Annotated in this window: 25 protein-coding genes and 3 tRNA genes; 5 read left to right on the forward strand and 23 right to left on the reverse strand. The window is 72.5% G+C overall.

The annotated features are described in order from the left end of the window. Positions 1 to 43 precede the first annotated feature (43 nt). Positions 44 to 529 carry an NUDIX hydrolase gene (locus ACFP1K_RS02510; RefSeq protein WP_380746645.1) on the forward strand — a complete coding sequence of 162 codons (486 nt, stop codon included), beginning with the start codon at positions 44 to 46 and terminating at the stop codon, positions 527 to 529. 36 nt (positions 530 to 565) lie between these two features. Here the strand turns inward: ACFP1K_RS02510 and ACFP1K_RS02515 are convergent. Then, positions 566 to 638: transfer RNA gene (locus ACFP1K_RS02515), tRNA-Ala, on the reverse strand. 358 nt (positions 639 to 996) lie between these two features. On the opposite strand from ACFP1K_RS02515, the gene ACFP1K_RS02520 reads away from it, so the two are divergent. After that, positions 997 to 1,545 carry an EF-hand domain-containing protein gene (locus tag ACFP1K_RS02520; RefSeq protein ID WP_380746647.1) on the forward strand — a complete coding sequence of 183 codons (549 nt, stop codon included), beginning with the start codon at positions 997 to 999 and terminating at the stop codon, positions 1,543 to 1,545. A gap of 74 nt (positions 1,546 to 1,619) precedes the next feature. On the opposite strand, the gene ACFP1K_RS02525 is transcribed toward ACFP1K_RS02520, so the two are convergent. The 9 genes from ACFP1K_RS02525 to ACFP1K_RS02565 all read right to left on the reverse strand — a co-directional run bounded on the left by ACFP1K_RS02525 (position 1,620) and on the right by ACFP1K_RS02565 (position 8,386). After that, positions 1,620 to 3,086, reverse strand: a complete 1,467-nt coding sequence (locus ACFP1K_RS02525; RefSeq protein ID WP_380746649.1) for a vWA domain-containing protein — start codon at positions 3,084 to 3,086, stop codon at positions 1,620 to 1,622. A gap of 114 nt (positions 3,087 to 3,200) precedes the next feature. Further along, positions 3,201 to 3,854, reverse strand: a complete 654-nt coding sequence (locus ACFP1K_RS02530; protein ID WP_380746651.1) for a class I SAM-dependent methyltransferase — start codon at positions 3,852 to 3,854, stop codon at positions 3,201 to 3,203. A gap of 184 nt (positions 3,855 to 4,038) precedes the next feature. Next, positions 4,039 to 4,872, reverse strand: coding sequence for a GNAT family N-acetyltransferase (locus ACFP1K_RS02535; protein WP_380746653.1), 834 nt, complete (start codon positions 4,870 to 4,872; stop codon positions 4,039 to 4,041). Between the two features lie 61 nt (positions 4,873 to 4,933). After that, on the reverse strand, positions 4,934 to 5,524 hold the full coding sequence (locus ACFP1K_RS02540) for a GntR family transcriptional regulator (RefSeq protein WP_380746655.1): 591 nt from the start codon (positions 5,522 to 5,524) through the stop codon (positions 4,934 to 4,936). A gap of 40 nt (positions 5,525 to 5,564) precedes the next feature. Beyond that, positions 5,565 to 5,637 (reverse strand) — tRNA-Ala (locus ACFP1K_RS02545). Positions 5,638 to 5,772: 135 nt separating this feature from the next. Continuing rightward, positions 5,773 to 6,585, reverse strand: coding sequence for an SRPBCC family protein (locus ACFP1K_RS02550; RefSeq protein ID WP_380746657.1), 813 nt, complete (start codon positions 6,583 to 6,585; stop codon positions 5,773 to 5,775). A 52-nt stretch (positions 6,586 to 6,637) separates the two neighbouring features. Continuing rightward, positions 6,638 to 7,027 (reverse strand): hypothetical protein, encoded by a 390-nt coding sequence (locus ACFP1K_RS02555; RefSeq protein WP_380746659.1) that lies wholly within the window; start codon positions 7,025 to 7,027, stop codon positions 6,638 to 6,640. Then, positions 7,024 to 7,386, reverse strand: a complete 363-nt coding sequence (locus tag ACFP1K_RS02560; protein WP_380746661.1) for a hypothetical protein — start codon at positions 7,384 to 7,386, stop codon at positions 7,024 to 7,026. The genes ACFP1K_RS02555 and ACFP1K_RS02560 overlap by 4 nt, the downstream gene beginning before the upstream one ends. 133 nt (positions 7,387 to 7,519) lie before the next feature. Beyond that, a complete protein-coding gene (locus ACFP1K_RS02565) occupies positions 7,520 to 8,386 on the reverse strand; it encodes a hypothetical protein (RefSeq protein ID WP_380746663.1) in 867 nt (288 codons plus the stop codon). A gap of 351 nt (positions 8,387 to 8,737) precedes the next feature. On the opposite strand from ACFP1K_RS02565, the gene ACFP1K_RS02570 reads away from it, so the two are divergent. Further along, entirely contained in the window at positions 8,738 to 9,541 is an 804-nt protein-coding gene (locus tag ACFP1K_RS02570) for a GntR family transcriptional regulator (RefSeq protein ID WP_380746665.1), read from the forward strand. 238 nt (positions 9,542 to 9,779) lie between these two features. On the opposite strand, the gene ACFP1K_RS02575 is transcribed toward ACFP1K_RS02570, so the two are convergent. Next, positions 9,780 to 10,535, reverse strand: a complete 756-nt coding sequence (locus ACFP1K_RS02575; protein WP_380746667.1) for a hypothetical protein — start codon at positions 10,533 to 10,535, stop codon at positions 9,780 to 9,782. Between the two features lie 318 nt (positions 10,536 to 10,853). After that, positions 10,854 to 11,957, reverse strand: a complete 1,104-nt coding sequence (locus ACFP1K_RS02580; protein WP_380746669.1) for an epoxide hydrolase family protein — start codon at positions 11,955 to 11,957, stop codon at positions 10,854 to 10,856. A 63-nt stretch (positions 11,958 to 12,020) separates the two neighbouring features. On the opposite strand from ACFP1K_RS02580, the gene ACFP1K_RS02585 reads away from it, so the two are divergent. After that, positions 12,021 to 12,995, forward strand: a complete 975-nt coding sequence (locus tag ACFP1K_RS02585) for a helix-turn-helix transcriptional regulator (protein ID WP_380746671.1) — start codon at positions 12,021 to 12,023, stop codon at positions 12,993 to 12,995. A gap of 82 nt (positions 12,996 to 13,077) precedes the next feature. Here the strand turns inward: ACFP1K_RS02585 and ACFP1K_RS02590 are convergent. The 4 genes from ACFP1K_RS02590 to nadD form a co-directional block, all read right to left on the reverse strand. Beyond that, positions 13,078 to 13,150 (reverse strand) — tRNA-Ala (locus ACFP1K_RS02590). 110 nt (positions 13,151 to 13,260) lie between these two features. Next, positions 13,261 to 13,917: a histidine phosphatase family protein gene (locus tag ACFP1K_RS02595; protein ID WP_380746673.1), complete on the reverse strand. Its 657-nt coding sequence runs from the start codon at positions 13,915 to 13,917 to the stop codon at positions 13,261 to 13,263. Continuing rightward, positions 13,910 to 14,317, reverse strand: coding sequence for a ribosome silencing factor (rsfS, locus tag ACFP1K_RS02600; protein ID WP_380746675.1), 408 nt, complete (start codon positions 14,315 to 14,317; stop codon positions 13,910 to 13,912). The genes ACFP1K_RS02595 and rsfS overlap by 8 nt, the downstream gene beginning before the upstream one ends. A gap of 52 nt (positions 14,318 to 14,369) precedes the next feature. Continuing rightward, a complete protein-coding gene (gene nadD / locus ACFP1K_RS02605) occupies positions 14,370 to 14,975 on the reverse strand; it encodes a nicotinate-nucleotide adenylyltransferase (protein WP_380746677.1) in 606 nt (201 codons plus the stop codon). A 118-nt stretch (positions 14,976 to 15,093) separates the two neighbouring features. Between nadD and ACFP1K_RS02610 the strand changes: the two genes are divergently transcribed. Then, on the forward strand, positions 15,094 to 16,110 hold the full coding sequence (locus tag ACFP1K_RS02610) for a M48 family metallopeptidase (RefSeq protein ID WP_380746679.1): 1,017 nt from the start codon (positions 15,094 to 15,096) through the stop codon (positions 16,108 to 16,110). Between the two features lie 101 nt (positions 16,111 to 16,211). Here the strand turns inward: ACFP1K_RS02610 and ACFP1K_RS02615 are convergent, their stop codons facing one another. The 7 genes from ACFP1K_RS02615 to ACFP1K_RS02645 all read right to left on the reverse strand — a co-directional run bounded on the left by ACFP1K_RS02615 (position 16,212) and on the right by ACFP1K_RS02645 (position 25,818). Further along, complete coding sequence (locus tag ACFP1K_RS02615) at positions 16,212 to 17,933, reverse strand: serine/threonine-protein kinase (protein WP_380746681.1); 1,722 nt, start codon at positions 17,931 to 17,933, stop codon at positions 16,212 to 16,214. A 140-nt stretch (positions 17,934 to 18,073) separates the two neighbouring features. Further along, positions 18,074 to 19,405 carry a glutamate-5-semialdehyde dehydrogenase gene (locus ACFP1K_RS02620; RefSeq protein WP_380746683.1) on the reverse strand — a complete coding sequence of 444 codons (1,332 nt, stop codon included), beginning with the start codon at positions 19,403 to 19,405 and terminating at the stop codon, positions 18,074 to 18,076. Beyond that, positions 19,398 to 20,552 (reverse strand): glutamate 5-kinase, encoded by a 1,155-nt coding sequence (gene proB / locus ACFP1K_RS02625; protein ID WP_380746685.1) that lies wholly within the window; start codon positions 20,550 to 20,552, stop codon positions 19,398 to 19,400. The genes ACFP1K_RS02620 and proB overlap by 8 nt, the downstream gene beginning before the upstream one ends. Before the next feature lie 33 nt (positions 20,553 to 20,585). Next, complete coding sequence (gene obgE / locus ACFP1K_RS02630) at positions 20,586 to 21,935, reverse strand: GTPase ObgE (protein ID WP_380746687.1); 1,350 nt, start codon at positions 21,933 to 21,935, stop codon at positions 20,586 to 20,588. A gap of 149 nt (positions 21,936 to 22,084) precedes the next feature. Beyond that, positions 22,085 to 22,342, reverse strand: a complete 258-nt coding sequence (rpmA, locus tag ACFP1K_RS02635; RefSeq protein WP_184979518.1) for a 50S ribosomal protein L27 — start codon at positions 22,340 to 22,342, stop codon at positions 22,085 to 22,087. A 12-nt stretch (positions 22,343 to 22,354) separates the two neighbouring features. Then, positions 22,355 to 22,669: a 50S ribosomal protein L21 gene (rplU, locus tag ACFP1K_RS02640; RefSeq protein ID WP_380746690.1), complete on the reverse strand. Its 315-nt coding sequence runs from the start codon at positions 22,667 to 22,669 to the stop codon at positions 22,355 to 22,357. Between the two features lie 188 nt (positions 22,670 to 22,857). Beyond that, positions 22,858 to 25,818 carry an Rne/Rng family ribonuclease gene (locus ACFP1K_RS02645; protein WP_380746692.1) on the reverse strand — a complete coding sequence of 987 codons (2,961 nt, stop codon included), beginning with the start codon at positions 25,816 to 25,818 and terminating at the stop codon, positions 22,858 to 22,860. Positions 25,819 to 25,901: the final 83 nt, after the last annotated feature.

Here is a 25,901-nt window from a genome sequence, read left to right on the forward strand (position 1 = left end):
AGTTCGCCTGAAGGGCATTCCGGCGGGCGTAGAGTGCGGCGGCATGACGAGCACGCAGCCCCCTGCCATCGCCTGCACCACCCGAGCCGGCCGTCCGGCGTTCGTCGTGAACATCGAGGTCTTCCTGGAGCGGGACGGCCGCTGGCTGCTCATCCGGCGCGGCGCGCGGGAGGCGCACGCCCCCGGCACGCTCGCCGGGGTCGGCGGCAAGGTCGAGGCCGGTGACGCCGGGGCGGACGTCTTCGAGCGGACCGCGCGCCGGGAGGTCGCGGAGGAGACGGGGGTGGACCTGACCGGAGCCGCCCTGACGTACGCGCGAAGCTCCTATTTCGTCACCGACGACGGCGACCCGGTGCTCAACGTCGTGTTCCGCGGCCGGCTGCCCGCGGCGGCCGAACCGGCCGCCGCGTCGGAGGAGGTGGCCGGGCTGGTGTGGCTGACCCTCGCGGAGGCCGAGGCCCACCCGAACTGCCCCCCGTGGGTGCGGGAGACGCTGCGCCACCTGGCGTCCGGCCAGGCGAGACCGTGAGAGGCTCCGCCCCGCGAGTAGGCGGAGCGGTGATTGTGGAGCTATGGGGATTCGAACCCCAGACCTCCTCCATGCCATGGAGGCGCGCTACCAACTGCGCTATAGCCCCTGGTGGCGCCGTGTCCCGGTCCGGGACGGCGACGCGAGGCACAAGTGTATCGGAGTCCGCGGGCCGAGCCGAATCCGCGCGTGGGGCGGAAAGGATCCAGGATGGGGCGAGCGCCACACCCTGGGCTCGGACACGGATGGGATCGAACCGACTACAAACCGTGTTGGGGTTTGCTAGTTTCTGGAGGGGCGATCGGGGTGATGCCGCTCGCCGGTCCGTCGCGGCGGCATGGCGGGCCTGACAACGGGAGCGTTCCAGGTCCGGTTCCGAGGGCGACCCGTGTCCCACTCGGAGGGGAAAGCCGCGCGCAGGGGTGGAGATGATCGCGCAAAGTGACTTCGGAAGGCCGGGAGCGGACATGCAGACGAGCCCGCTGGAACTCAACGCCGGGTCCGCGTTCGACGTGACCGACTTCGGCCAGGACGGCTTCCTCGACAAGGAGGACATGGACCTCGCGGGCCTCACCGTGGCCGACCGCCTGGGCCTGGCGGCCGAGGCGCCGGCGCGTTGCCGCCTGCGCGACGCCTACATGCGGGTCTGGGAGAACGTCGTGACGGCCGTGGGCGCCGACGCGTCCGGCCGGGTCAGCAGGCGGCGGTACGTCGAGTACGCCGCCTCCCCCCGGCTGGACCGCACCGGCTTCATCGTGCACATCGTCTGGCCCATCACCGAGGCCCTGTGGGACGCGCTCGACGCCGACGGCGACCAGCGGCTCAGCATGGCCGAGTACCTCCACCTGTGGTCGGCGTACGAGGTGGAGACCTCCGAGGCCCGCGAGGCGTTCATCCTGCTGGACACCGACGGCGACGGCCATCTCGGCAAGGACGAGTTCGCGCAGGCCATGTACGACTTCTACTTCAGCTCGGATCCGAAGAAGACCGCCATCCCGATACTCGGCCGCTGCTGACCCGCGGGCACGGGACCGGCACGGCGGCCCGCCACGGCCGCCACGCACAGCTCCACGGGTCCACGGGTCTTCCGTCAGTCCAGGGAGCGGGCCGCCCTGATCAGCGTCGCCAGTTCCGCCACCATCGGGTCCTCGGTCTCGGCGGCGAGACGGGACGCGTGGCCGGCCAGGCCGTCCAGTTCCTCGCCGAACATCGCTCCGTCGGCCTCCCTGAGCCGCTGGGCGAAGGCCGCCGCCACCACGTCGACCTGGAACCGCGGCGAAGTGCCGCTCCACAGCCCGCCGGACAGCTCCGCGAGGTCGATCGCCTGGGCCGCCTCGGCTGGCGCGCGGGTGTCGGGGTCCAGCCACCGTACGGTGGCCATCGCGAGCTGGCCGGACGCCCCGGGACGCAGGGTCAGCGCGTAGAGGGCGGTGACCGCGTGGCCGGGGCCGACCTCGCCGCCGTCCTTGGCGTCGTCGCGGAAGTCCTCGGTGGAGAGGGCCCGGTTCTCGTACCCGACCAGCCGGTAGGACGCGACGACCGCCGGGTTGAACGCGACCTGCGCCTTGGCGTCCCTGGCCCGCAGGTCGAGGTTGGCCGGAAGCCTCTGGGTGAACGCCTCCCGCGCCTCCTCGGGCGTGGCGACGTAGATGGCCGCGCCGTCGCCCTTGTCGGCGAGCTGTTCCATCAGGGCGTCGCCGTACTCCTGCCCGACGCCGACGCACAGCAGGGTGACCCGCCGGGCGGCGTGGTCGCGCACCCGGTTCAGGATGCCCGTCCAGCTGGTGTCGCCGGTGTTGGCCAGGCCGTCGGACAGCAGCACGACCCGGTTGGTGGCCACGGGCCGGAACGCGCGGTCGGCCTCCCGGTACGCGGTGACCAGCCCCTTCTCCAGGTTGGTCGAGCCCTCGACCTGGAGCTGGTCGATGGCGGCGTGCAGTTCGTCGCGCCGCGCGGCGGGGGTCATGGACAGACGCAGCCGCGCCTCGTCGCTGAAGGACACGATCGACACCCGGTCGCCCGGCCCGAGCTGGTCGACCAGGGTGTGCAGGGCGTCGCGCACCAGGTCGAGCCGTCCCGGCTCGCCCATGGAGCCGGAAACGTCCACCACGAAGGTGAGGTTGGCGGGCCTGCGCCCGGCCGCGTCCGTGGCCTTGGTCTGCAGGCCGACCCGCAGCAGCGCGGACCCCTCGGTGACGCCGCGCGCCCCGTCCAGGTGCACGGCGAACCCGTCGCCTTCCGGCTCGGCGTAGCCCTGCCGGAAGGCGTTGACGAACTCCTCGGTGCGGACGTCGGCGGGGTCGGGGCGCAGGCCCTGCCTGAGCTTGCCGCGGGCGTAGCCGTAGGACGCGGTGTCGACGTCGAGGGCGAACGTGGAGACGTTCCCCGCCGGGGATTCCTCGTCGGCCGGGGCGGTGGACGTGGACGTGGGCGCGGGCCGGGCGGGCGCCCCGGACGGCTCCCTGCTCCCGCTGCTGTCGTTGGGGATCGGGCCGCCACAGGCCGTGACGAGTAAGAGGAGGGTCACCAGGGCACAGGCGAGGATACGTTTCTTCAACGGGGGCCTCCTTGGTCACCCCGTACGACGACCCCCGCGCCGCTTCCGGACGAGGCCGTCACCCAAGCGAGGGGCAACCGTTCTCTGTCCGTGACCGCTTCCGGGCGGAAGGGATCAGAAGGTGTTCCTGCGGCAGTTGAGGAAGAGCTGCATCTCCAGCGGCTCCTCGTCGGTGGCCGGGATGTACGCGAGGTCCATCTGCTCGCGCACGCTGAATCCCGCCTCCTCGACCACCGCCCGCAGCGCGGCCCTGGCGTACCCGGTGAGCCGCAGGGGGGTGCCGAGCACGCGGATCGGGGCGTCGTCGACGTCCATCTCGACCATGCCGACGGCCAGCCAGCCGCCGGGCACCAGCCGCTCGTGGATGCGCAGCAGCGAGAGCATTATCTCGTCGCGGGGCAGCATGGACAGCGAGAAGAAGGCCACGACCGCGTCGAACCGGCCGATGCTGCCGTCCAGCTCGGTGACGTCGAGCAGCCTGAGGTCGGCCTCGGGGACGTGCTTGGCCGCGAGGCCCAGCATCACCGGGGATATGTCGATGCCGATCACTTCGCACCCGGCGTCCGTGAGCTGCCTGGCGGTGGGAAGTCCGGTGCCGCAGCCGACGTCCAGAACCCGCGCACCGGGCCGGAGCCGGCGTAGCACCCATTCCGCCGACGCTATCTGCCCTCCTTTGTAGGGAAACGCCTCGTCGTACCGCATACCGATGCGGTCGAACGCCTCAGCCTGCGCGGCCCGGTGTCCCGGGCGCGAGCATTCCGCTGACATTCCATCCACCCAACGCCGAAAAGCATCATGTGTCTTAAGTAGATAGAGGCATATCACAGGCTAAGTCAAGGGCAGTCAGGATGTGAGTTGACGACTGGGGGTGTAGCGATGGAATGGAACGGTACTATGCCCGCCGGATGAACATTTCACCTGCTGGTCGCGGGATTCGGGCGGGCCGGAAGCTTCAGACGCGGGCGCCCGCGGCGGTGAAGGTGATGGCGGCGTAGTCGGCGATCGGCCGGTAACCGAGGGCCTGGTAGATGGAGTTGGACGTCGGGTTGGCCAGATCGGTGAACAACAGGAGCAGGTCGGCGCCCGCGTCCTCGGCGGCCCGGGTCGCCGCGTGGGTCACCGCACGGCCGTAGCCGCGTCCACGCAGCTCGGGCGGGGTGTAGACCGGGCCGATCCTCGACATGCCGCTGACGGGCGTGGAGAAGGCGGCCATGGCGACCGCCCGTCCCCCGTCCTCCCAGAACACGTACTCGCCCTGCCCGACCCGCTGCTCCACCTGGGGGCGCACGTCGCCCGCCCGGGTGTTCGGCTCGGCCTCGGCGAGGAACGCCTCCATCCAGGCGGTCGCGGCGGTGACGTCGTCCGGCCCGGCCACGCGCGGCGCGCCCCCGGCGGCCCCCGGGGCGCCCAACGTGTCCAGGCGGTACAAGCGGTGCTCGACGCGTTCGCCCGGCACCCGGCCGCGCGCCGCCGTGAACGCCTCCGCCTGCTCCCTCGGCCCGTTCACCGCGTCGAGCTCGCGGTCCCGCAGCGCCTCGGCCAGCGCCGGGATCGCCGCCGAGGGGATGTCACCGAGCAGCAACGGATACGGCGGGGTGTGCACCACCACCCCGGCGACCTCACCCCCGGCGACGTACCAGCCGATCAGGAGGTCGTCGTTCCACAGGCCGTGGCGGATCCGCCTGAGCACGGTCAGCGGCACGGTGTTGCGCACCGGATCGCGGCGCAGCCAGGCATCCGCCGGCACGGGAAAATCATCGACGTCGGTAGCGAAAGTCCAGGTCATGACAGAAGTGTTCCAGCGATCCACTGGCCGGGCGAACCGATTTCCGCGTGCCGGGACCGGGTCAGAACTCGTCGGCGCCGGATGGCTGGGTGACCTGGAAGACGTGCCGGGAGGCCGCGCACACGGTGTGCAGCGTGTGGATCGGCGTGCCGTCCGCCGCGAAGCCGGTCCGCAGGATCTCGACGACCCACTCCCCCGGCCCGAGCGCCAGCGTGGCGGCCTCGGCGGGGACCGGCGGGCGGGCCAGCAGTTCCTCCTCCGCGTGCCCGAACCGGTGGCCGAGGGCCTCGATGCCGGCCTGCAGGCTGGGACGGACGAAGCCGGGGTCGCACAGCGGCGTGCCGCCGAAGAGATCGAGCCGGAGGAAGCTGGTGGCCACCCGCACCGGCACGTCCCCGGCGAGCAGCAGCTTGCGGCGGGCCAGCACCTCGGTACCGGGCTCGACCCGCAGCGCCGCGGCGACGCGCTCGCCCGCGGGCTCGGGGCCGACGTACAGCATGCGGCGCCCGGCGTTCAGCCCCTGCCGCCCGGCCTCGGCCAGGAACAGCGAGGCGGAGGCCCGTACGGCGGGCGGCGTGGGCACGGCGCGGCGGACCAGGATCGGGGACGCGCCGGGGGCGTGCGAGATGTCAGGGGAGATGGCGGGCTCCACGGGTAACGGCCTCCACCGGGAGCGGGCGGGAAAGGGTGTGTGGAGCTATGGGGATTCGAACCCCAGACCTCCTCCATGCCATGGAGGCGCGCTACCAACTGCGCTATAGCCCCTCGCGACGCGCGGACAGTCTATCGGAAGTCGGCCGCCACCGGGAAACCGCGCGGAGGCCGGGCCGCCGGAGCGGGCGGCGAGGGACAGGTCGGGCCTGCCCCTCGCCTTCCCGCCGACCGGGTCCGCGTGAGGGGTCAGGCGCGGCGCTCCGGTGTCAGCGGGGGCTCGTCTTCCCAGCGCGGGGCGCCGAGCGGCGACACCGGGCCGGTGCCCGGGGCCGGGAGCGGGGTGTCCGGCGGGTAGTCGTTGCCCACCTGCCGGTGCGGCACGGGCTCGCCGGTCTGCGGCCGCGGCACGGGGCCGGGCTCGTCCGGCACCGGGATCACGCTGGTGACCCCGACGCCCGGGGCGTCCGTCCGGACCGGCACGCCGGTGCCGGTGGTGCCCACGCTGGTCGGGATGCCCGAGCCGGTGGTGCCGGTGCCCGGCATCACGTCGGCGTCCGGGGCGGTGCGGGCCGCGCCCTCGCTGTCGGTCCAGCCTCCGCCGCTCTCCGGAGCGGGGACCTCGCCGCGCCAGCCGCCGGTCTCGTGGCCGCGGGCCTCGATGAAGACCTTGAAGCGCTCCAGGTCGCCGTGCACACGCATGCGGACGAGCTGGAGCTTGTCGCCCACGGTCTCGACGATGCCCTCGGGGGCGAACTCCATCTGGAGCATGACCCGGCACGAGTCGTCGTCGAGGCGGTGGAAGGTGACCACACCGGCCTGGCGCGGCTCCTCCAGCGAACGCCACGCGACGCGCTCGTCGGGCCGCTGCTCGGTGATCTCGGCCTCGAACTCACGGTGCACGCCGGCGACCTGGACGTTCCAGACCAGGCGGGCGTCGTCCAGCTGCTTGATGGACTCGACGCCTTCCATGAACTCGGGGAAACTCTCGAACTGCGTCCACTGGTTGTACGCCGTACGCACTGGGACGGCCACATCCACCGAATGCTCGATGGTACCCATCGGCTTCCTCCCTGTTTGTCGGTTGGAAACCAGCTGCCCCGGATTCCCGTCCCTACTCGGGTTCTCTGGTGCGCAAAATCCAATAGAGGCCGACCAGCGGAAGCACCAGCGGAATGAACCCGTAGCCGCTGCCGTACCCGGACCAGACGGTGGCGTGCGGGAACGCGGCGGGGTCGAACACGCTCAGCGTGCCGACGACCAGCACACCGGCCAGCTCGATCGCGCACGCGGCGAGGGCGGTACGGCGGGCGCCGCGCGCCAGCGCCACGGTGAGCACCACGTACACCGCGGCGGCCACGGCGGACAGGACGTACGCGAGGGGCGCCTCGGCGAACCGGGTGGACAGCTGCACGGCGGCACGGGCGCCCGCGGCCAGGGCGAACAGGCCGTACACGGCGACCAGCAGGCGGCCGGGCCCGGTGCTCACCGGGGCGCCGGTCACGCCGTGCCCTGCCAGATCTGCAGCAGCCTGCCGGTCATCACCGGGATGGCGAAGCACGCCACGGCCGCGACCGCGGGTCCCCAGCGGGTGCGCTCGGCGAGGGCCCAGAACACGGCGGCCGGCGGGATGACGATCATGGCCACCAGGTAGCCGACGAACGTCGCCGTCTCCGGCGGCCCTTCGCCGCCCACCACGCGGGCGATCCCGACGGCGGCCTGGACGAGCAGGGCGATCTCCAGGAGGCCGAGGCCGGTCAGCAGCACCATGCCCATCGGCCGGTTCCGCACGGCCGTGATCACGCACAGCGCGGCGAGCAGCAGCGATCCGCCGATGAGCACGGCGGCCAGCGCGGCGATCACCGCGGGCCCCCAGGGGGCCGGAGCGGGAGACGGGACTTCGGAAGCACCGCCGTAGGTTATCGGCCCGCGCCACCGGTCCGGTGGGCGGTCCGCGCGGCGCCCCGCCCGCGGGCGGGGGCCGCGCGGGCCGAGGTCAGGAGCAGTTCACCAGGACGATCGACACCACGGTGCACCGCACGACGGCGGTGTCGTTGCCGCTCACCGGATCGCTCGGGCTGGAGGCCGTCCGGGTGGCGGTGAAGGTGTACGGCACGCCGATGTTCAGCAGGCCCACCGGCACCGAGAACTTCTTGGTCGCCGAGTCGCCCTGGGCGATCCCGGAGAACGGGCACGCGACGGTGCCCGGGCCGGTGGAGCAGCCGGAGGAGGTGGCGCCGAAACCGGGGGGCAGCGCAGTGGTGACGGTGGCCGAGTTCACCGTGCCCGGCCCGTTGCCGGTGACCCGGACGGTGAACTCGATCTTGGGGACCAGCAGGCCGAGTTTCGGCGTGGCGGTCAGCCCGACGGCGGCGTCCGCCTCGGTGATGATGGTCAGCGCCGGTCCGGAGACGATCTCGGACCCGTAGTTGGAGCCGGTCAGATCACCGCGCAGGATCTGCTCGCCGGGCGGGGCGTCCGCGTCGAGCGCCAGGGTGAAGACGACGGTCGCCGAGGCGAAACCGGACAGCGCCCCGACCGGCGCCGCGTAGCCGAGGGGGCCCTGGCCGTCGGAGATCACGACGCACGGGCCGGTCGCGCCCGAGCATCCGGTGAGCGTGGTGTACGAGGGGATCCGGGGATCGCTGCCGAAGAGCCGCGCGTGCGCGTTGAGCACGGTGAAGCCGTGGATGTTGGTCACCGTCACCGTGACCGTCACCGTGTCGCCCGGGTACGCCACCGACGGTGAGACGGATATCGCCACCTCCGGCGGATCCGCCGCGGCGGGGGTGGCGGGCAGGAGGGACACGACCATGGCCAGGGTCATGGCGATCAGGGCGAGAGGGCGCCGTAAGGGTCTCATCGCAGCCTTTCGATCTCGGAGAAGCCGGACTCCTCCGACTATCGCCGCTGATTTCCCGGCTGGCGGTTGATTACAGGTATTTCCTGGTGATTAGTGTGACCGAATGCGGACGCCGTCCCCCGGCTCGCCACCACAGGCACGATGGGAACGGCCCTGCGGCGTCATGGGTCCTACCACCTGCACAGATGCATTTTATCCACTTTTATCGCATTTTACGGAAATATCAGTTTTTACCTAGCTATGTACGACCCCGCATTCCCTGACCGGCCGGTCGGTCGTATGCTGTAGGCAGTGGACGAAGAACAGCGATAGGGCGCGCGACCAGCGGCCCTGTACCCGCCCGGAGCCGAGATGCCACGGTCCGATCCACGGGGCGGGCCCGCGATCCCGAAGATCGCCCGTCCAGCCCCGCTGCGCGAGAGCGTCTTCGAGGCGCTGCTCGACCTCATCATCGACCGTCGGCTCAGCCCCGGCAGTCACCTGGCGGAAAGCGAACTCGCCGAGTTGCTCGGCGTCTCCCGCCAGCCCATCCGCGAGGCCCTCCAGCTGCTCGGCGGCGAGGGCTGGGTCGACCTGTACCCGGGCCACGGCGCGTTCGTGCACGTCCCCACGCTGTGCGAGGCCGACCAGCTGCTGGTGGTGCGCTCGGTGCTGGAGACCGAGGCGGCGCGGCTGGCCGCCATCCACCGCACCGACGAGGGCGTGGCGGGGCTGCGGGCGCTGTGCGCGCTCGGGACCGCCGCCGCGGACGCCGGGGACGTGCCCGCCACGGTCAAGCTCAACGGCCAGTTCCACCACGCCGTGACCATCCAGTCGGGCAACGCCGTGCTGTGCGAGCTGTGCGTGCAGATCGGCCGCCGGGTCCGCTGGTACTACGCGCCCGTGGCGCAGCAGCGGGGCCACGGCTCCTGGATGGAGCACGCCACCCTGGTCGACGCGATCGAGGCCGGAAAGCCGGAGCTGGCGGCCCAGATCATGGGCGCGCACACCAAGCGCACCCGTGACCTGTACCTGAGCAGGCTCGCCGAGGAGGAGACGGCCGCGGCCCCCGCCGTCCGGCGCCGCCGGCGGCGCGCCGGTACGGCCGGGCTCCCGGTGACGGAACCGGTAAAGTTGACACAGATGTCATCGGCCGAACCCCCCCGTGAAACATAGCCGGGGCAGAGTGTCTCTCGACGGCGGATAGTTCGGCCAGAAGACGTGTGGCGACGCGTGAACCGCCCGGGGAAGGGGACGCCTCGGGCGGGGACCGCGTCGCCGTACGTTTTTCCGCCACCACCGCTCTGGAAACCCCGGCGACGCCCAGCGTCGCCGGGGTTTCTCATGTCCCGGCACACCTCGGCCGGCGGGCGGCCCACGTCACGGCCGCCGCCGGCCGTGGTTCAGCCGCCCGTCACGGGGTCGGCGTCGGGGTCGGCGTCGGCGTGGGTTCCGGGGTCACGGTGATCGTGGCCGTCGGCTCGGGAGGGGCGGTCGGCGTCTCGGTGGGAAGCGTCGGCTCCGGCGACACGGTCACCGTGGGCGTCACGGAGGGCGTCGGGATCGGCGGGGTGGGGCACACCGGGGGCGTGCGCCACTTGGCGGGCTTGCCCCAGCGCCACTGCCACTGCGGGGAGTACCACCAGCCCTTGCCGCGCCACAGGTTCCTGCTGGGCCGCGACAGGTCGTAGACGTAGGCGGCCGTGGCGGGCTCGGTCCCGGCGGCGGAGGTCACCGCCACCCAGTCGCCCTGCCTGACCTCGCTGTTGCCCCTGCTGCCCGCCACCGTGCGGGTGGTGTCGTCGACGACGTACACCTTCTCGAAGCCGTCCTGGCTCCGCACGGTGATCGAGTCCTCGGCCACGGCGGTCGCCTCTCCGGTCTGGCCGAGCACGGTCACGAAGACACAGGGGTCCTTGGTGCCGACCACGAACTCGCCGTGCGGCGAGCCGGAGAACGCCCAGGCGCCGGGGGGCGGCACCTTCACCGCCGGCGGCGTCGCCGTGGGGGCCGGCGTCGGGAGGTCGGTGGGGGTCGCGGTGGGGGATTCGGTGGGGAGATCCGTCGGGGTCTCGGTGGGCGTCTCGGTCGGCGTCTCACTGATCGTCGGCGTGGGCGTCGGAGTCTCGGGAGAGGCCGACGCCGAGGCCACCCCCACACCTCCGGTCACTAAGAGCACGGTCGCGCTAGCGAAGATCAATGGGCGTGGAACACGCCGGTGCGGCCCACCCTGTCCGTTTACTTCAGGGTTTGTCGCCATCGGTAAAGCCTCCTGGCTTGCTCTGGTCGAAGGGACCGCGAGGACTTGCCCGCTCTCACCGGACCCATGCGGGCCCCTCCGGCGGCCGCCCCCGCCCGGCACCGCCGCCCCCCAGGTGACGACCGTGTTTCGGAATTTCGAATTGAGTCACTTCGATGGCGAAAACGGGCGCCAACCAGACCTACCGGACGGCCCTGAGGCCACGCGTCCGAACCTCCGCGTGCCCGCTCACAGCCCCCGGAAGAAGTCGCGGAGATCCTCTACGAGCAGTTCCGGCGCCAGGTGTGCCGCGTAATGGCCGGCGGGCTTCTCGTAGGAGTGCCACGACCGGATGTCCTTGTGGTCGCGCTCGGCGAAGGTGCGCATCGACACGAAGTCGCCCTTGAACATCGCCAGCCCGATCGGCGCCGTGCTCGGCCCGGCCGGCGCTTCGGCCTTGGCGTCCTCGTAGTAGAAGCGGGTGGCCGACGTGGCGGTGCCGGTCAGCCAGTAGAGCATGACGTTGGTGAGGACGAAGTCCGGGTCGAGATCCTCCCCCATGAGCTGGGCGTGCCAGCCGAGCAGACCGACGGGCGAGTCGGTGATGGCGTACGCGAGGGTCTGCGGCTGCTGCGAGTGCAGGATGTTGAACGACATCTTGTTCTCGTGGAACCACGTGAGAACCTTGAGCGCCTCCTGGTCCTCCGGGGTGATCCTCTCGAACTCCGCGGGATCGCCAGACGGGAACGAGTAGATCTGCGTGACGTGCACGCCGACCACGTGCTCGGGGTCGATCCGGCCCTGCTCCGGCGCGACGAGCGACCCGGCGTCGTTGCCGCCGGTGCCATAGCGGTCGTAGCCCAGCCGCCGCATCAGCTCGGCCCAGGCCTTCGCCGTACGGAACCGGTTCCAGCCCCGCTCCCCGGTCGGACCGGAGAACCCGAACCCCGGCAGTGACGGGATCACCAGGTGAAAGGCCTGCTGGCCGGACGGCGGGTCGGTGAGCGGCCCGATCACGTTCAGGAACTCCACGACGGAACCCGGCCAGCCGTGGGTGAGCAGCAGCGGCAGCGCGTCCTCACGCGGCGAGCGGACGTGCAGGAAGTGGATGTTCTGCCCGTCGATCTCGGTCGTGAACTGCGGATGGGCGTTCAGCCTCGCCTCCCATTCGCGCCAGTCGTACGCGTGCCGCCAGTGCTCGGCCAGCTGCTTCACGTACGCCACCGGCACCCCATAGTCCCAGCCCGTGTCCGGGATCTGGTCCGGCCACCGGGTGTTGTCCAGCCGCTCGCGGAGATCGTCGAGGTCGGCCTGAGGGATGTCGATCCGGAAGGAGGTGATCTCTTCGCTCATGACCGCAACGCTACGGGGACTTCCGGTCAACCTCTGTCCGGAAGTGCTGGCAATGTGGCGTACATGCTGGAAACCTCGGCGCGGCTGCTGCGCCTGCTGTCGCTCCTGCAAGCCCGGCGCGATTGGCCGGGCCGCGACCTCGCCGACCGCCTGGGCGTCAGCGACCGCACCGTGCGCCGCGACGTCGAACGCCTACGTGACCTGGGCTATCCCGTACACGCGAGCCGAGGAACAGACGGCGGTTACCGCCTCGGCGCGGGCACGGCCATGCCTCCCCTGCTCCTCGACGACGAGGAGGCCGTCGCCGTCGCGATCGGGCTGCGCACCGCCGTCGGCGACTCGATCGCCGGCATCGGGGAGACCTCCGCACGCGCGCTCACCAAACTGGAACAGGTGCTCCCCTCCCGCCTGCGACATCGCGTCGACGCGCTGCGAGCCTCCACCGAACCGGTACCCGCCGACCATCCCGCCCCGACCGTCGACGCCACCGTACTGTCCACCCTCGCGACCGCCTGCCGGAACCGGGAGCGGCTGAGGTTCGACTACCGCGCCCACGACGGGTCGAGCACGTCACGCGCCGTAGAGCCGTATCGGATCGTGTCGTGGGGCCGCCGCTGGTATCTCGTCGCCTGGGACGTCCACCGCCACGACTGGCGCACCTTCCGGATCGACCGCATCACCCCGCGCACCCCGACCGGCCCACGTTTCCCGCCCCGCGACCCGCCCGAGGGCGGCGCGGCCGCATACGTGGCGCGGGGCGTCTCCTCCGCCGTCTGGCGCCACCGCGCCCGGATCATCGTGCACGCACCTGCGGACCTCGTGACCGAACGGATCAACCCGGCCGTCGGGGTCGTCGAGGCGGTCGACGACAACACGTGCGTGCTGGACACGGGCGCGGACACCGTGCACACACTGGCGGTTCACCTCGGCCTGCTCGACCTCGACTTCGACGTGTCCGGACCCCCGGAACTGATCGAGCACCTGCGCACGCTGGCCGCTAGGTTCACCCGCGCGACCGTCGGCGCGGAAACGGCATAGCCCTTCGGCAGGTCCGCGAACGCGAAATGGCCCGTGACAGTCGGCCCCGGAGGGACGACGACCACGAGCCATGCGTATCGCGTGGAGCTATGGGGATTCGAACCCCAGACCTCCTCCATGCCATGGAGGCGCGCTACCAACTGCGCTATAGCCCCTAGTCACCTGTCACCGCTCGGAGTGTGCCCCGCGCGGCGCTCGCAGAGCATATAGCCATCAACCGCCGTTCACCTAATCGATGAACGGCGGTGGACCGCGATCAGATGGGTCAGGTGGCCGCCGGGGCCGCGTCCGGGCGGTCGTCGCTGTTCACGGGCTCGGGAAGGGTGCCGGCGTTGTGCTCCACCAGGCGCCAGCCCTTGCGGCCCTCGGCGAGGACCGACCACGAGCAGTTGCCGAGGCCGCCGAGGGCCGGCCACAGCTCCTCGGGGAGGCCGAGCAGGCGGGCCACGCCGAGACGGATGGCGGCGCCGTGCGATGCGATCACCATGGGGCCGTCGCCGGTGAGGCGGTCGGCCCAGCGCAGCGCCGCCGCCGCCACCCGGTCGGCGACGCCGGTGACGGCCTCGCCGCCGGGTGCCTCCCACTCGGCGAACTCCTTGGGCCAGCCCGCGCGGATCTCGGCCCGGGTCAGGCCCTCCCACTCGCCGCCGCCGCGCTCGCGGAGGTCCTTGTCGACCAGGACCTCGAGCCCGGTGAGCGCGGCGAGCCTGCCCGCCGTGCCGTGGGCCCGCCGCAGGTGGGAGGACACGATCATGGAGGGCCGCAGCGACGCCAGGAGCGACGCCGCCCGCGTGGCCTGCGCGATGCCGGTCTCGTCCAGCGGGATGTCGGTGTGCCCCTGGAACCGCTGCTCGACGTTCCACAGGGTCTGCCCGTGCCGCCAGAAGACGATGCGGCGCTCGCCGCGCCGCGCGTCACTCACTTGCGGCCCCGCGGCGCCGCTGCGCCTGGACGTGCGCGACGCTGTCCGGGAGCGAGATGGCCGGGCAGTCCTTCCACAGCCGCTCCAGGGCGTAGAAGGTGCGGTCCTCCTCGTGCTGCACGTGCACCACGATGTCCAGGTAGTCGAGGAGCACCCAGCGCCCCTCGCGCTCGCCCTCGCGGCGCACCGGCTTGGCGTGCGCCTCGATGCGCAGGCGCTCCTCGATCTCGTCCACGATCGCACGGACCTGGCGGTCGTTGGAGGCCGAGCAGAGCAGGAAGGCGTCGGTGATGACGAGCTGGTCGCTGACGTCGTAGGCGATGATGTCCTCCGCCAGCTTGTCGGCCGCGGCCTCGGCGGCGACTCTCACGAGCTGGAGGGATTTGTCCGATGCTGTCATAGATATGGGTCGTTCCTCCGGTGAGGGATACGAGGTCCAGCACTTCCCATTATCAGGATGCCCGGTAAAGCCCTCGCTTGTTGATGTACTGCACGATCCCGTCGGGAACGAGATACCAGATAGGTTCCCCCGCGGCCACCCGCTGACGGCACTCCGACGACGAGATCGCGAGCGCCGGAATCTCGACAAGGCTGACCTTCCCCTTCGGGAGGCCCGGATCCTGCAGGACATGACCCGGACGGGTACAGCCTACGAAATGCGCCATGGTGAAAAGCTCGTCCACGTCACGCCAGCTCAAAATCTGCGCGAGCGCGTCGGCTCCGGTGATGAAGAACAGTTCCAGATCCGGCTCGTACATGGCGGCGATGTCACGCAGCGTGTCGATGGTGAACGTGGGGCCGGGGCGGTCGATGTCGATGCGGCTCACCGCGAACCGCGGGTTGGACGCGGTGGCGATCACCGTCATCAGGTAGCGGTCCTCCGCCGCCGAGACGATCTTGTCCGCCTTCTGCCAGGGCCGGCCGGTCGGCACGAACACCACCTCGTCGAGGCCGAAGTGGTGCGCCACCTCGCTCGCCGCCACCAGGTGGCCGTGGTGGATCGGGTCGAAGGTCCCGCCCATCACGCCGAGCTTCCTGGTCCGGGCCCCATTCCTCATGCGACGGACCCTAGCCTGAGCGCCGCCGGCGGCGGACGGCCGCCCCCCGGCGGCGGACCGCGCGCGCGTCGGGCACAACGCCGCGCGCGGGCATCGGCCCCGACGTAGCATGCCGACCATGACCACCACCACCCCGGACCGCAACCGTGTCCAGCTACCCGGCATCAGCTCCCGGGCGTACGAGCATCCTGCCGACCGGTCCGCCCTGGTCGCGATGCGCTCCCTTTCGGGCTTCGACTCGGTGCTCAAGCGCATGTCGGGCCTGTTCAGCGAGCGGCGGCTGCGGCTGATGTTCCTCGGCTCGTCGGTACGGGCCAGCGAGACCCAGTTCCGCGCCCTCTACGACATGGGCCGCGACAGCGCCTACCTGCTCGACCTCCACCGCATCCCGGAGATCTACGTCCAGCAGGATCCCCAGCCGAACGCCATGGCGGTCGGGTTCGACGACCCGTTCATCGTGATCAACACCGGCCTGCTCGACCTCATGGACGACGAGGAGCTGCGTTTCGTCGTCGGCCACGAGACGGCCCACATCCTGTCCGGGCACGCCGTGTACGGCACGATGCTCGCCATCCTGACCCGGCTCGCCACCCGGGTGGCCTGGATCCCGCTCGGGTACATCGGCCTGCGGGTGATCGTCACCGCGCTGGAGGAGTGGCACCGCAAGGCCGAGCTGTCGGCCGACCGCGGCGGCCTGCTGTGCGGGCAGGACCCCGACGCGGGCATGCGGGCCCTGATGAAGCTGGCCGGCGGCTCGCGGCTGCACGAGATGAACATCGAGGCGTTCCTCGACCAGGCCCGCGAGTACGACACGGCGGGCGACGTGCGCGACGGCCTGCTGAAGGTCCTCAACCTGCTGGGCAGCACCCACCCGTTCGCGGTGATCAGGGTCGCCGAGCTCGACCGCTGGCGCCGGACCGGCGAGTACGAGGGGATCCTGGCCGGGAACTACCCCCGCCGCGAGGACGACGGCGACGCCAAGCTGTCCGAGGAGATCAAGGCCGCGGCCCGCTCGTACCGCGAGTCGTGGGCCCAGTCGCAGGACCCCTTCATCGGTGTGCTGCGCGACGTCGCCGAGGGCGCCGTGAACGCCGGAGAGCGGATCTTCAACCGCTTCGCCCGCCGGGACGGCTGACGGCCCCGCCTCCCATCGTCCCGTCGTGACCGCTCCGGCGGGACGGTCGCCGTCCTCGCGGCACCCCGCTCACCGCACGTGCGGGACGCCCCTGCGCCGGCTCACAGGGCGTGCGGGATGACCCAGGCCAGCACCCGTACGGCGGCGGCGCACAGGGCGACGAAGCCGCCGAGCACCGACAGCGCCCGCAGGCCCTCGCGGCGCAGGTCGGGCACGTGGCCGCCGACCCGCTCCACCTCCCGGCCGACGACGCCGCCGCAGACGACGCCGAACACGACGCCCGCCACGGTCATCGGCCCGGCCTGCCCCCACCAGCCCTCGTCCACCTGGCCGCCCGCCGTCACCCAGAAGGCCGAGGCGGCGATGGCGGCCGCGGGCAGGCCGGGCCAGACCACGGCGCTGAGCGCCGACCCGGTCAGCGCCAGCGGGAACGACACCAGGCGCAGCGTGCCGCGCACCCGTGCGGACCTGCGTTTTCGTACAAGCCAGTGGCCGCTCCACCAGGCGCGGGCCAGCACGCAGAACGCCGCGGTGATCGCGAACGTCGCGGGCGGCCAGATGACCGACACCACGACGCACGGCACCGCCAGCATGGCCAGCGCGATCAGCACCGCGCTCCCCGGCGGCGCCGCCATCCCGGCGTGCGCCCCCTCGGCGGCGAGGACGGACTTCTTCTCCGCCGTCCCTTCCCTTGCCCGCCGCGGCCGTACGTCCCGCGCCGCGGCCCGCCCCTGCGCCGCCGGGGCCTCGTCGCGGGCCTGGGTGTCGTCACCGCGCCCCCGGCGGGAGGCGGGCTCCGCCTTGACCTGGGCGTCGTCCGCGCGGCCGCGGCGCGCGGCGGGCTCGGCCCTGGCCTCCTCGGCGCGTCCCCGGCGTGCGGAGGGCTCCGCCTTGGCCTGGGCGTCCTCGGCGCGGGAGGACCGGCGGGCCGGTGTCTCCGGCTTGGCCGGGGTGTCGGCGGAGTCGGCACGCATCCGGCGGCGCGGGGCCACCGGGGCCGACAGGGGGTTCGCGGTGGCGCGGGCCAGGCGGGACAGGCGGTCGGACAGCAGGGCGGCGGTGGGGCGCTTGTCCGGCTCGCGGTGCAGCGCCGCGCGCACCAGCGGCAGCAGCGCCCCCGGCACCCCGGCGAGGTCCGCGCGGCCGTTCAGCACGGCGTACATCTGCGCCTCGACGGTGCCCCGGCCGAACGTGGGCCGCCCGGTGGCCGCGAACGCCACCGTGGCCGCCCAGGAATGCACGTCGGACGGCTCGGCGACCTCCTCCTCGGCGAACACCTCGGGCGCCGAGTAGCCGGGCGTGCCGAGGAACGTGCCGGTCATGGTGAGCCGGGTGGCGTCGGCGACCTGGGCGATGCCGAAGTCGATCAGCACGGGGCCGTCCGGGCCGAGCACGACGTTGGCCGGCTTCACGTCCCGGTGCACCACCCCGGCCGCGTGGATGATCGCGATCGCGGTGGCCAGCCCCTGGGCCAGCTCGATCAGCACGCCGCTGGCCAGCGGCCCGCCGCGCCGGACGGCGTCCAGCAACGTCTCGCCCTCGACGTACTCCATCACGAGATAAGGGCGGTCTCCGGACAGCTCGGCGTCCAGCACCCGGGCGACGTACGGGCTCTCGACCCGCCGCAGCGCCTTCACCTCGCGCTCCAGCCGTAATCGCGCCTCGGGGTCGTCCCCGATCGCCTCGCGCAGCAGCTTGACGGCGACCTTCACCCCGCGCCGGCTGACGGCGAGGTACACCTCGCCCATGCCACCGCGGCCGAGGCGCTCCACCATGGTGTACGGGCCGGCCTTCCCGAGCCCGCCCACTCGCCGTCCACCCATAGAAGTCGCCACCATAGCGCCGATCGGTCCGGGAACCTCGGCGACGCGCCGTAGGGTTTCGCACGGCTTGTCCCCGCACGTCGGATCGCCGCCCATTTCGCCCGGTGCCGCCTGAGCGCGGCGCCGGGCGGCGGGACCGGTCAGCCCATGTCGCCCGAACCGGTGGCGATCACCGTGCCGGTGGAGGTGCGCATGTGGCCCTCCCCGGTGTAGACCCACTTGGTGGAGGTCAGCTCGGGCAGGCCCATCGGCCCCCGGGCGTGCAGCTTCTGGGTGGAGATGCCGATCTCGGCGCCGAAGCCGAACTCCCCGCCGTCGGTGAAGCGCGTGGAGGCGTTCACCGCGACCGCCGCCGAGTCGACCAGCGACACGAACCGCCGGGCCGCCTTCTGCGAGCGGGTGACGATGGCGTCGGTGTGCCCCGAGCCGTAGCGGCGGATGTGCTCCACCGCCTCCTCCAGCGAGCCGACCACGGCCGCGGCGATGTCCAGCGAGAGGTATTCCTGGCGGAAGTCCTCCTTGGTGGCGGCCACCACCGAGACGCCCGCGCCGGGCGCGCCGCCAGAGCCCTCCCCGCTGTACGCCGCGACCCGCTCGTCGCCGTGCACCGTGACGCCCTCGCGGGCGAGCCGGGCCAGCGCCATCGGGACGAACTCGTCGGCCACCGCCGCGTGCACCAGGAACGTCTCGGCGGAGTTGCACACCGAGGGGCGCTGGACCTTGGCGTTCACCAGGATCTCCAGGGCCAGCTCCAGGTCGGCGTGCGCGTCGACGTAGACGTGGCAGTTGCCGACGCCGGTCTCGATCACCGGCACCGTCGACTCCTCGACCACCGAGTTGATCAGGGAGGCGCCGCCGCGCGGGATCAGCACGTCGACCAGGCCCCGGGCCCGCATCAGGTGCTTGACCGAGTCGCGCGTGGTGCCCGGCACCAGCTGCACGGCCTCCGCCGGCACCTCGGTGCCCGCCAGCGCCTCCTGCATCACCCGCACCAGCACCGTGTTGGACTCGTACGCCGAGGACGAGCCGCGCAGCAGCACGGCGTTCCCGCTCTTCAGGCACAGCGCCGCGGCGTCCACCGTGACGTTGGGCCGCCCCTCGTAGATGATGCCGACCACACCGAGCGGGACGCGCAGCTGCCGCAGCTCCAGGCCGTTCGGCAGCGTGCTGCCCCGCACCACCTCGCCCACCGGGTCGGGCAGCTCGGCGACCTCGCGGACCGCGCGGGCGATCGACTCGATCCGGGGGACGTCCAGGCGCAGGCGGTCGATCATGGTCTCGGGGGTGCCGCCCTGCCGGGCCGCCTCGACGTCCCTGGCGTTGGCCTCGACGATCTCGGCGGCGCGCTCCACCAGGGCGTCGGCGACGGCGTACAGCGCGGTGTCCTTGGCGGCGCGCGGCAGCGGTGCCAGCCCCGCCGCGGCGGACCGCCCGGCGTTGGCGATCTTCAGAAAGTCCTCGGAGTCAGACATGCCGCATGCTCCTGCTCTCGGTGGTGGGCTCCAGTATGACCATGTCGTCGCGGTGGATCAGTTCGCGTTCGTACTCGGGGCCGAGCGCGGCGGCCAGCTCCCGGGTGGAGCGGCCGAGCAGCTCGGGGATCTCGGCGGCGTCGAAGTTCACCAGCCCCCTGGCCACCGGCGTGCCGAGCGGGCTGTAGAGGTCCACGGGGTCGCCGGCGGTGAAGTCGCCCTCGACCAGGGTGACCCCGGCGGGCAGCAGCGACATGCGGCGCCCCACGACGGCCTCCACCGCGCCCTCGTCCAGGTGCAGGCGGCCCCGCCCCGTGGTGGCGTGCGCCAGCCACAGCAGGCGCGTGCCGGGGTGGCGGGCGTCCGCGTGGAAGTAGGTGCCGACGTCCTGCCCGGCGAGCGCCTGGGCGGCGTGGGCCGCCGCGGTGAGCACCACGGGCACCCCCGCGCCGGTGGCGATCCGGGCGGCCTCCACCTTGGTGATCATGCCGCCGGTGCCGACCCGGCCCGAACGGCCGAGCTCGACGCCCGCGAGGTCCGCCGGGCCGTGCACCCGCTCGATGCGCCGGGCCCCGCCGGGACGGCGCGGGTCGCCGTCGTACAGGGCGTCCACGTCCGACAGCAGCACCAGCGCGTCGGCGTGGATCAGGTGGGCCACCAGCGCGGCCAGGCGGTCGTTGTCGCCGAAACGGATCTCGTCGGTGGCCACCGTGTCGTTCTCGTTGACCACCGGCATGATGCCGAGCTCCAGCAGCCGGATCAGGGTGCGCTGGGCGTTGCGGTGGTGCGAGCGGCGCATCATGTCGTCCGCGGTGAGCAGCACCTGGCCCACCCGCAGGCCGAACCGGGCGAAGGACGAGGTGTAACGGGCCACCAGCACGCCCTGCCCCACCGAGGCCGCGGCCTGCTGGGTGGCGAGGTCGCGCGGGCGGGCGCTCAGGCCGAGCGGGCCGAGGCCGGCCGCGATGGCACCGGAGGAGACGAGCACCAGCTGCGTGCCGGTGCCCGCACGGGCCGCGAGCACGTCCACCAGTGCGTCCACCCGGTCGCTGTCGATGGTGCCGCTCGGCGTGGTCAGCGACGACGAGCCGATCTTGACCACCAGGCGCGCGGCGGCGGCCACCCGTCCCCGGCCGGCGTTCTCCACGTTCGTCACCTTTCGCGTAAGGGCGCCCCGGCGTCAGCCAAGGCGGTCGTCGGAGCCGCGGGGGCCCTGGGCCACCCCGGATTCGAGGGAGGCGCGCCAGTCGAAGACGTACCCGCCCTCCATCGGCCCGATGATCACCTCGGCGCCGTCGGTGGCGCCGGCCTCGGCCAGCGCCTTCTCGATGCCCAGCCGGTCCAGGCGGTCGGCGAGGTAGCCAACCGCCTCGTCGTTGGTGAAGTCGGTCTGCCGGATCCAGCGCTCGGGCTTCTCGCCGGTCACCTGGTAGGAGTTCTCGTTGACCTTCCGCACCGTGAACCCGGCGTCGCCGAGCTGCTTGGGCCGGATGACCAGCCGGGTCGGCTCCTCGACCGGCCGCTCGGCGCGGTCGGCGCTGACCATCTCGGCCATCGCGAACGACAGCTCGCGCAGCCCCTCGTGGGTGGCCGCCGAGATCACGAAGACCCGCAGGCCCTGCTCCTCCAGCATCGGCCGGACCAGCTCGGCCAGCTCGCGCGCCTCGGGAACGTCGGCCTTGTTCAGCACGACCAGGCGCGGACGGTTCTCCAGCTCGCCGTACGCCGCCAGCTCGGCCTCGATCACCGCGACGTCGGTCACCGGGTCGCGGCCGGGCTCGATGGTCGCGCAGTCCAGCACGTGCACGATGGTCGAGCAGCGCTCCACGTGGCGCAGGAACTCGTGGCCGAGCCCCCGGCCCTCGGACGCGCCCGGGATCAGCCCCGGCACGTCGGCGACGGTGAAGATCGTCTCACCCGCGGTGACCACCCCGAGGTTCGGCACCAGCGTGGTGAACGGGTAGTCGGCGATCTTGGGGCGGGCGGCGCTGAGCGCGGCGATCAGCGAGGATTTGCCGGCGTTGGGGAAGCCGACCAGCGCCACGTCGGCGACGGTCTTGAGCTCCAGCACGACGTCGGCCTCGTCACCTGGCTCGCCGAGCAGGGCGAAGCCGGGGGCCTTGCGCTTCTGGGAGGCCAGGGCCGCGTTGCCGAGGCCGCCGTGGCCGCCCTGCGCCGCGACGTACCGGGTGCCCGCGCCGACCAGGTCGACCAGGACCTCGCCGGTCTTGGCGTCCTTCACCACCGTGCCGTTCGGCACCTTGAGCACGACGTCCGGGCCGTTGGCGCCGTCACGGTTGGCGCCCATGCCCTGCTTGCCGCTGACGGCCTTGCGGTGCGGCCGGTGGTGGTAGTCCAGCAGGGTGGAGGTGCTGGGGTCGACCTCAAGGATCACGTCGCCGCCACGCCCGCCGTTGCCGCCGTCCGGGCCGCCGAGCGGCTTGAACTTCTCGCGATGAATGGACGCGCAGCCGTGCCCGCCGTCACCGGCCTTCACGTACAGGACCACCTGGTCCACGAACTCCGCCACGCGCCACTCTCCTTCGCCGGGGCCGGAAAGGCCCCATCACGACGATGAGGCGGATCGACAGGTCGATCCGCCTCATCCACGATCTACCGGGCCCGCCGCGTCCCCGCGGCCATCGGCCCTTTCGCTCGTCCTGTGTCCCGCCGGCGGATCTACTCCGCGGCCGGGACGATGCTCACGGCCCGCCGGCCGCGCTTGTTGCCGAACTGGACGTGCCCCGCGACGAGCGCGAACAGCGTGTCGTCGCCACCGCGCCCCACGTTGTCACCGGGGTGGAAGTGGGTGCCGCGCTGACGGACGATGATCTCGCCGGCGTTCACGAGCTGACCACCGAAACGCTTGACACCGAGCCGCTGGGCGTTGGAGTCACGGCCGTTCCGGGTGGAGGAGGCGCCCTTCTTGTGTGCCATGGTTCCCTACCACTACTTCCCGGGGTTGATGCCGGTCACCTTCACCTGGGTGTACCGCTGGCGGTGACCCTGGCGCTTCTTGTAACCGGTCTTGTTCTTGTACTTGAGAATGCGGATCTTGGGACCCTTGGTCTCGCCGAGGATCTCGGCGGTCACCTCGAACCGGCCAAGCGTGGCGGCATCGGTGGTCACATCGCCGTCGTTGACGACGAGCACCGGCGCCAGCTGCACCGTGGAGCCGACCTCACCGGCGACCTTGTCCACCTCGAGGACGTCACCGACGGAGACCTTCTGCTGCCTGCCGCCGCAACGAACGATCGCGTACACCGCGGAACCCTTCTTCTGGCTGATTGCTCCTAAGACGCCGCGCCACTCGCATCCGGATCTTCGTCGATTGATCGACCGGCGAACCGGGCTAGGCGCGCGAAGCCAGGCGCGCCTCAGACGCACCGGTTGACTAGGATACCGGATCCCGGGACTCCTGGTCGAACCGAACGCCGAGGCGCGCCCAGGCGTTACTCGGCCGGCCCGGCGGGCCGGGTGGCCTTCCGGGACCGCCTCCTGGCCCGCACGGGCGCAGCGGCCTCCTCAGGGGCGCCTGCCAGTGCGTCAGTCACGCTATCCCGCACCGCCTCGCCGTTCGCGGCGACCGCCGCGACGCCGTCCTTGATGCGCTCGGCGGCCTTCTCGAGCTTCTCGGCGACGGCCTTCTCGACCGCCATCTTGCCCTGGGTGCCCCTCGGCTCCGGCTTGGACTCGACCGGCTCGGAAGAGACGATCAGCCCGCGCCCGTTGCAGCAGTCGCACGGCGTGGAGAACGCCTCCAGCAGCCCCTGGCCGACGCGCTTGCGCGTCATCTGCACCAGGCCGAGCGAGGTCACCTCGGCGACCTGGTGCTTGGTCCGGTCGCGGGCCAGGCACTCCAGCATGCGGCGCAGCACCAGGTCGCGGTTGCTCTCCAGCACCATGTCGATGAAGTCGACGACGATGATGCCGCCGATGTCGCGCAACCGGAGCTGGCGGACGATCTCTTCGGCCGCCTCCAGGTTGTTCTTGGTGACCGTCTCCTCGAGGTTGCCGCCCTGGCCGGTGAACTTGCCGGTGTTGACATCCACCACGGTCATCGCCTCGGTGCGGTCGATCACCAGGGAGCCGCCGCTCGGCAGCCACACCTTGCGCTCCATCGCCTTGGCGATCTGCTCGTCGATGCGGTACGCCGCGAAGACGTCGCCGTCCTCCCACTTGGTGAGCCGGTCGGCCAGGTGCGGGGCGACGTAGCGGACGTACTCGTCGACCGTGCCCCACGCCTCGTCGCCGGAGACCACCAGCGAGGCGAAGTCCTCGTTGAAGACGTCGCGCACCACCCGGATGGTCAGGTCCGGCTCGGAGTACAGCAGCTCGGGCGGGCTGGCCGACTTGGCCTTGCGCTGGATGTTCTCCCACTGCGCCGACAGGCGGGACACGTCGCGGCTGAGCTCGTCCTCCGAGGCGCCCTCCGCGGCGGTGCGCACGATGACGCCGGCGTTCTCCGGCATCACCTTCTTCAGGATGGCCTTGAGCCTGCTGCGCTCCTTGTCGGGCAGCTTGCGGCTGATGCCGGTCATCGAGCCGTCCGGCACGTACACGAGGTAGCGGCCGGGCAGGCTGATCTGGCTGGTCAGCCGGGCGCCCTTGTGACCCATGGGGTCCTTGGTGACCTGCACCAGCACCGACTGGCCGGACCTGAGCGCCGCCTCGATGCGCTTGGGCTGGCCCTCCATCCCGGCGGTGTCGAAGTTGACCTCACCGGCGTACAGCACGGCGTTGCGGCCCTTGCCGACGTCGATGAAGGCGGCCTCCATCGACGGCAGGACGTTCTGCACCTTGCCGAGGTAGACGTTGCCGACGTAGGACTGGCTGGACTCGCGGTCGACGTAGTGCTCGACGAGCACGCCGTCCTCCATCACCGCGATCTGGGTGCGGCCGGCCTGGCGGCGGACCACCATGACCCGCTCCACCGACTCGCGGCGGGCCAGGAACTCGGACTCGGTGATCACCGGCGGGCGGCGGCGGCCCTGCTCGCGGCCCTCGCGGCGGCGCTGCTTCTTGGCCTCCAGGCGGGTAGAGCCGCGGAAGCCCTGCACCTCGTCCACCGAGGTGGAGCGCCCGGCGCGCGGGGCGCGGATGCGCACCACCGTGTTGGGCGGGTCGTCGGTGTGGGTCTCGGCGTCCTCGCCGCCGCGGCGGCGCCGCCTGCGGCGACGGCGCGAGGAGCCGCCGTCCTCGTCGTCGAGGTCGGCGTCGCCCTGCGCGTCGTCGTCGGCCTTGGCGTCCTCGGCGGCCTGCGGCTCGTCGCCGTTCTCGTCGCCGTCGGCCTCGTCCCGGGTCTTGCCCCGGCCCCGGCCGCCCCGGCGACGGCGGCGGCGACGGCCGCTCGCGTCGTCCTGGTCGTCGTCCTCGGCCGCCGCCTCGGCGTCCTCGGCCGCCTCGTCGGTGAGCTCCTCGTCCTCGGCGGGCTCCTCGACGGGCTCCTCGGCGCGGCGGGGCTGCGGCGGGGCGACCGGCGGCACGGCGGCACGCGGCTCGGGGGCCTGGAAGACCGGCTGGAACACCGCGGCGGGCGCCTGGAAGGAGACGGCCGGGGACGCGGTCTGGTCGGTCGGCGCGGACAGGCCGAACGGGTCGGCGAACAGCGGCCGGCCGCCCCGGCGCGACTCCCGCCCGGCGCGGGGCTCCTCGATGACGTCCTCGCCGGCGGGCTCGTCGTCCAGCGGCTCCTCGGCAGGCAGCACCTCGGCGATCTCGTCGCCGGGAACCTCGTCGAGGATGTCGCCGGCGACGCCGGAACCCGTGGTGCTCGTGGCGTCGGGGGTGCTCGTGGTGCTGGAGCGTTCCGCGGTGGCCGCCGGGGTCCCGGGGACCTCGGCCGCCTTCCTGCTGCGCCGCCGCTTCGCCGGTGCCGCCGGCGCGGCCTCCTCCGCGGGGACCGCCTCGGCCTGGACGACCGGCTCGGTCCGCGCGACCTCGGGGGCCTGCTGGACCGGCTCGGCCTCCGCGGCCGGGACGGGCTGCGGCGCGGTGTCCGGCTCGGCGTCCGCGGCGGCCTTCTTGGCACGCGAGCGGCGGACCGGGGCGGGGGCGTCGCCGTCCTTGGGCGTGGCACGGCGCCTCGTGACCCGCTTGGCGGGCGCGGGGGCCTCGGCCGCCCCCTCGGCGGCCGGCGCGGCGGCGTCCACGGCGGTCTCCCCGCCGGTGGCGCTCCCCTGCGCGGCGGGACGGGCGGGTTCCCCGCCTGCCGTGTCCCCCGCGGGGACGGTGGTCTCGGTGACCGGGCCTGGGCCGGTCAGCAGGCCTGCGGCGCGCTCGGCCTCCTCCGGCGGAGGGCCGGCCGGGCGGCTCGCGGCCCGGCGGCGCCGGACCGGAGTCTTGGTCTCCTGCTGTGTGGTTGTATCCCCGTCAAGGCCTGCGGCCCCGACGATGGGCTCGTTGTCGAGCATGCGGGCGTTCTCCCGTCAGCTCCCGGGCGCGTCACCGCGCCGCGCGAGAGCTCTCGTCTCTTTGCTGTACGCCAGGCCGCCTC

The organism is Sphaerisporangium aureirubrum, assembly GCF_042658925.1.
GTDB lineage: Bacteria > Actinomycetota > Actinomycetes > Streptosporangiales > Streptosporangiaceae > Sphaerisporangium > Sphaerisporangium aureirubrum.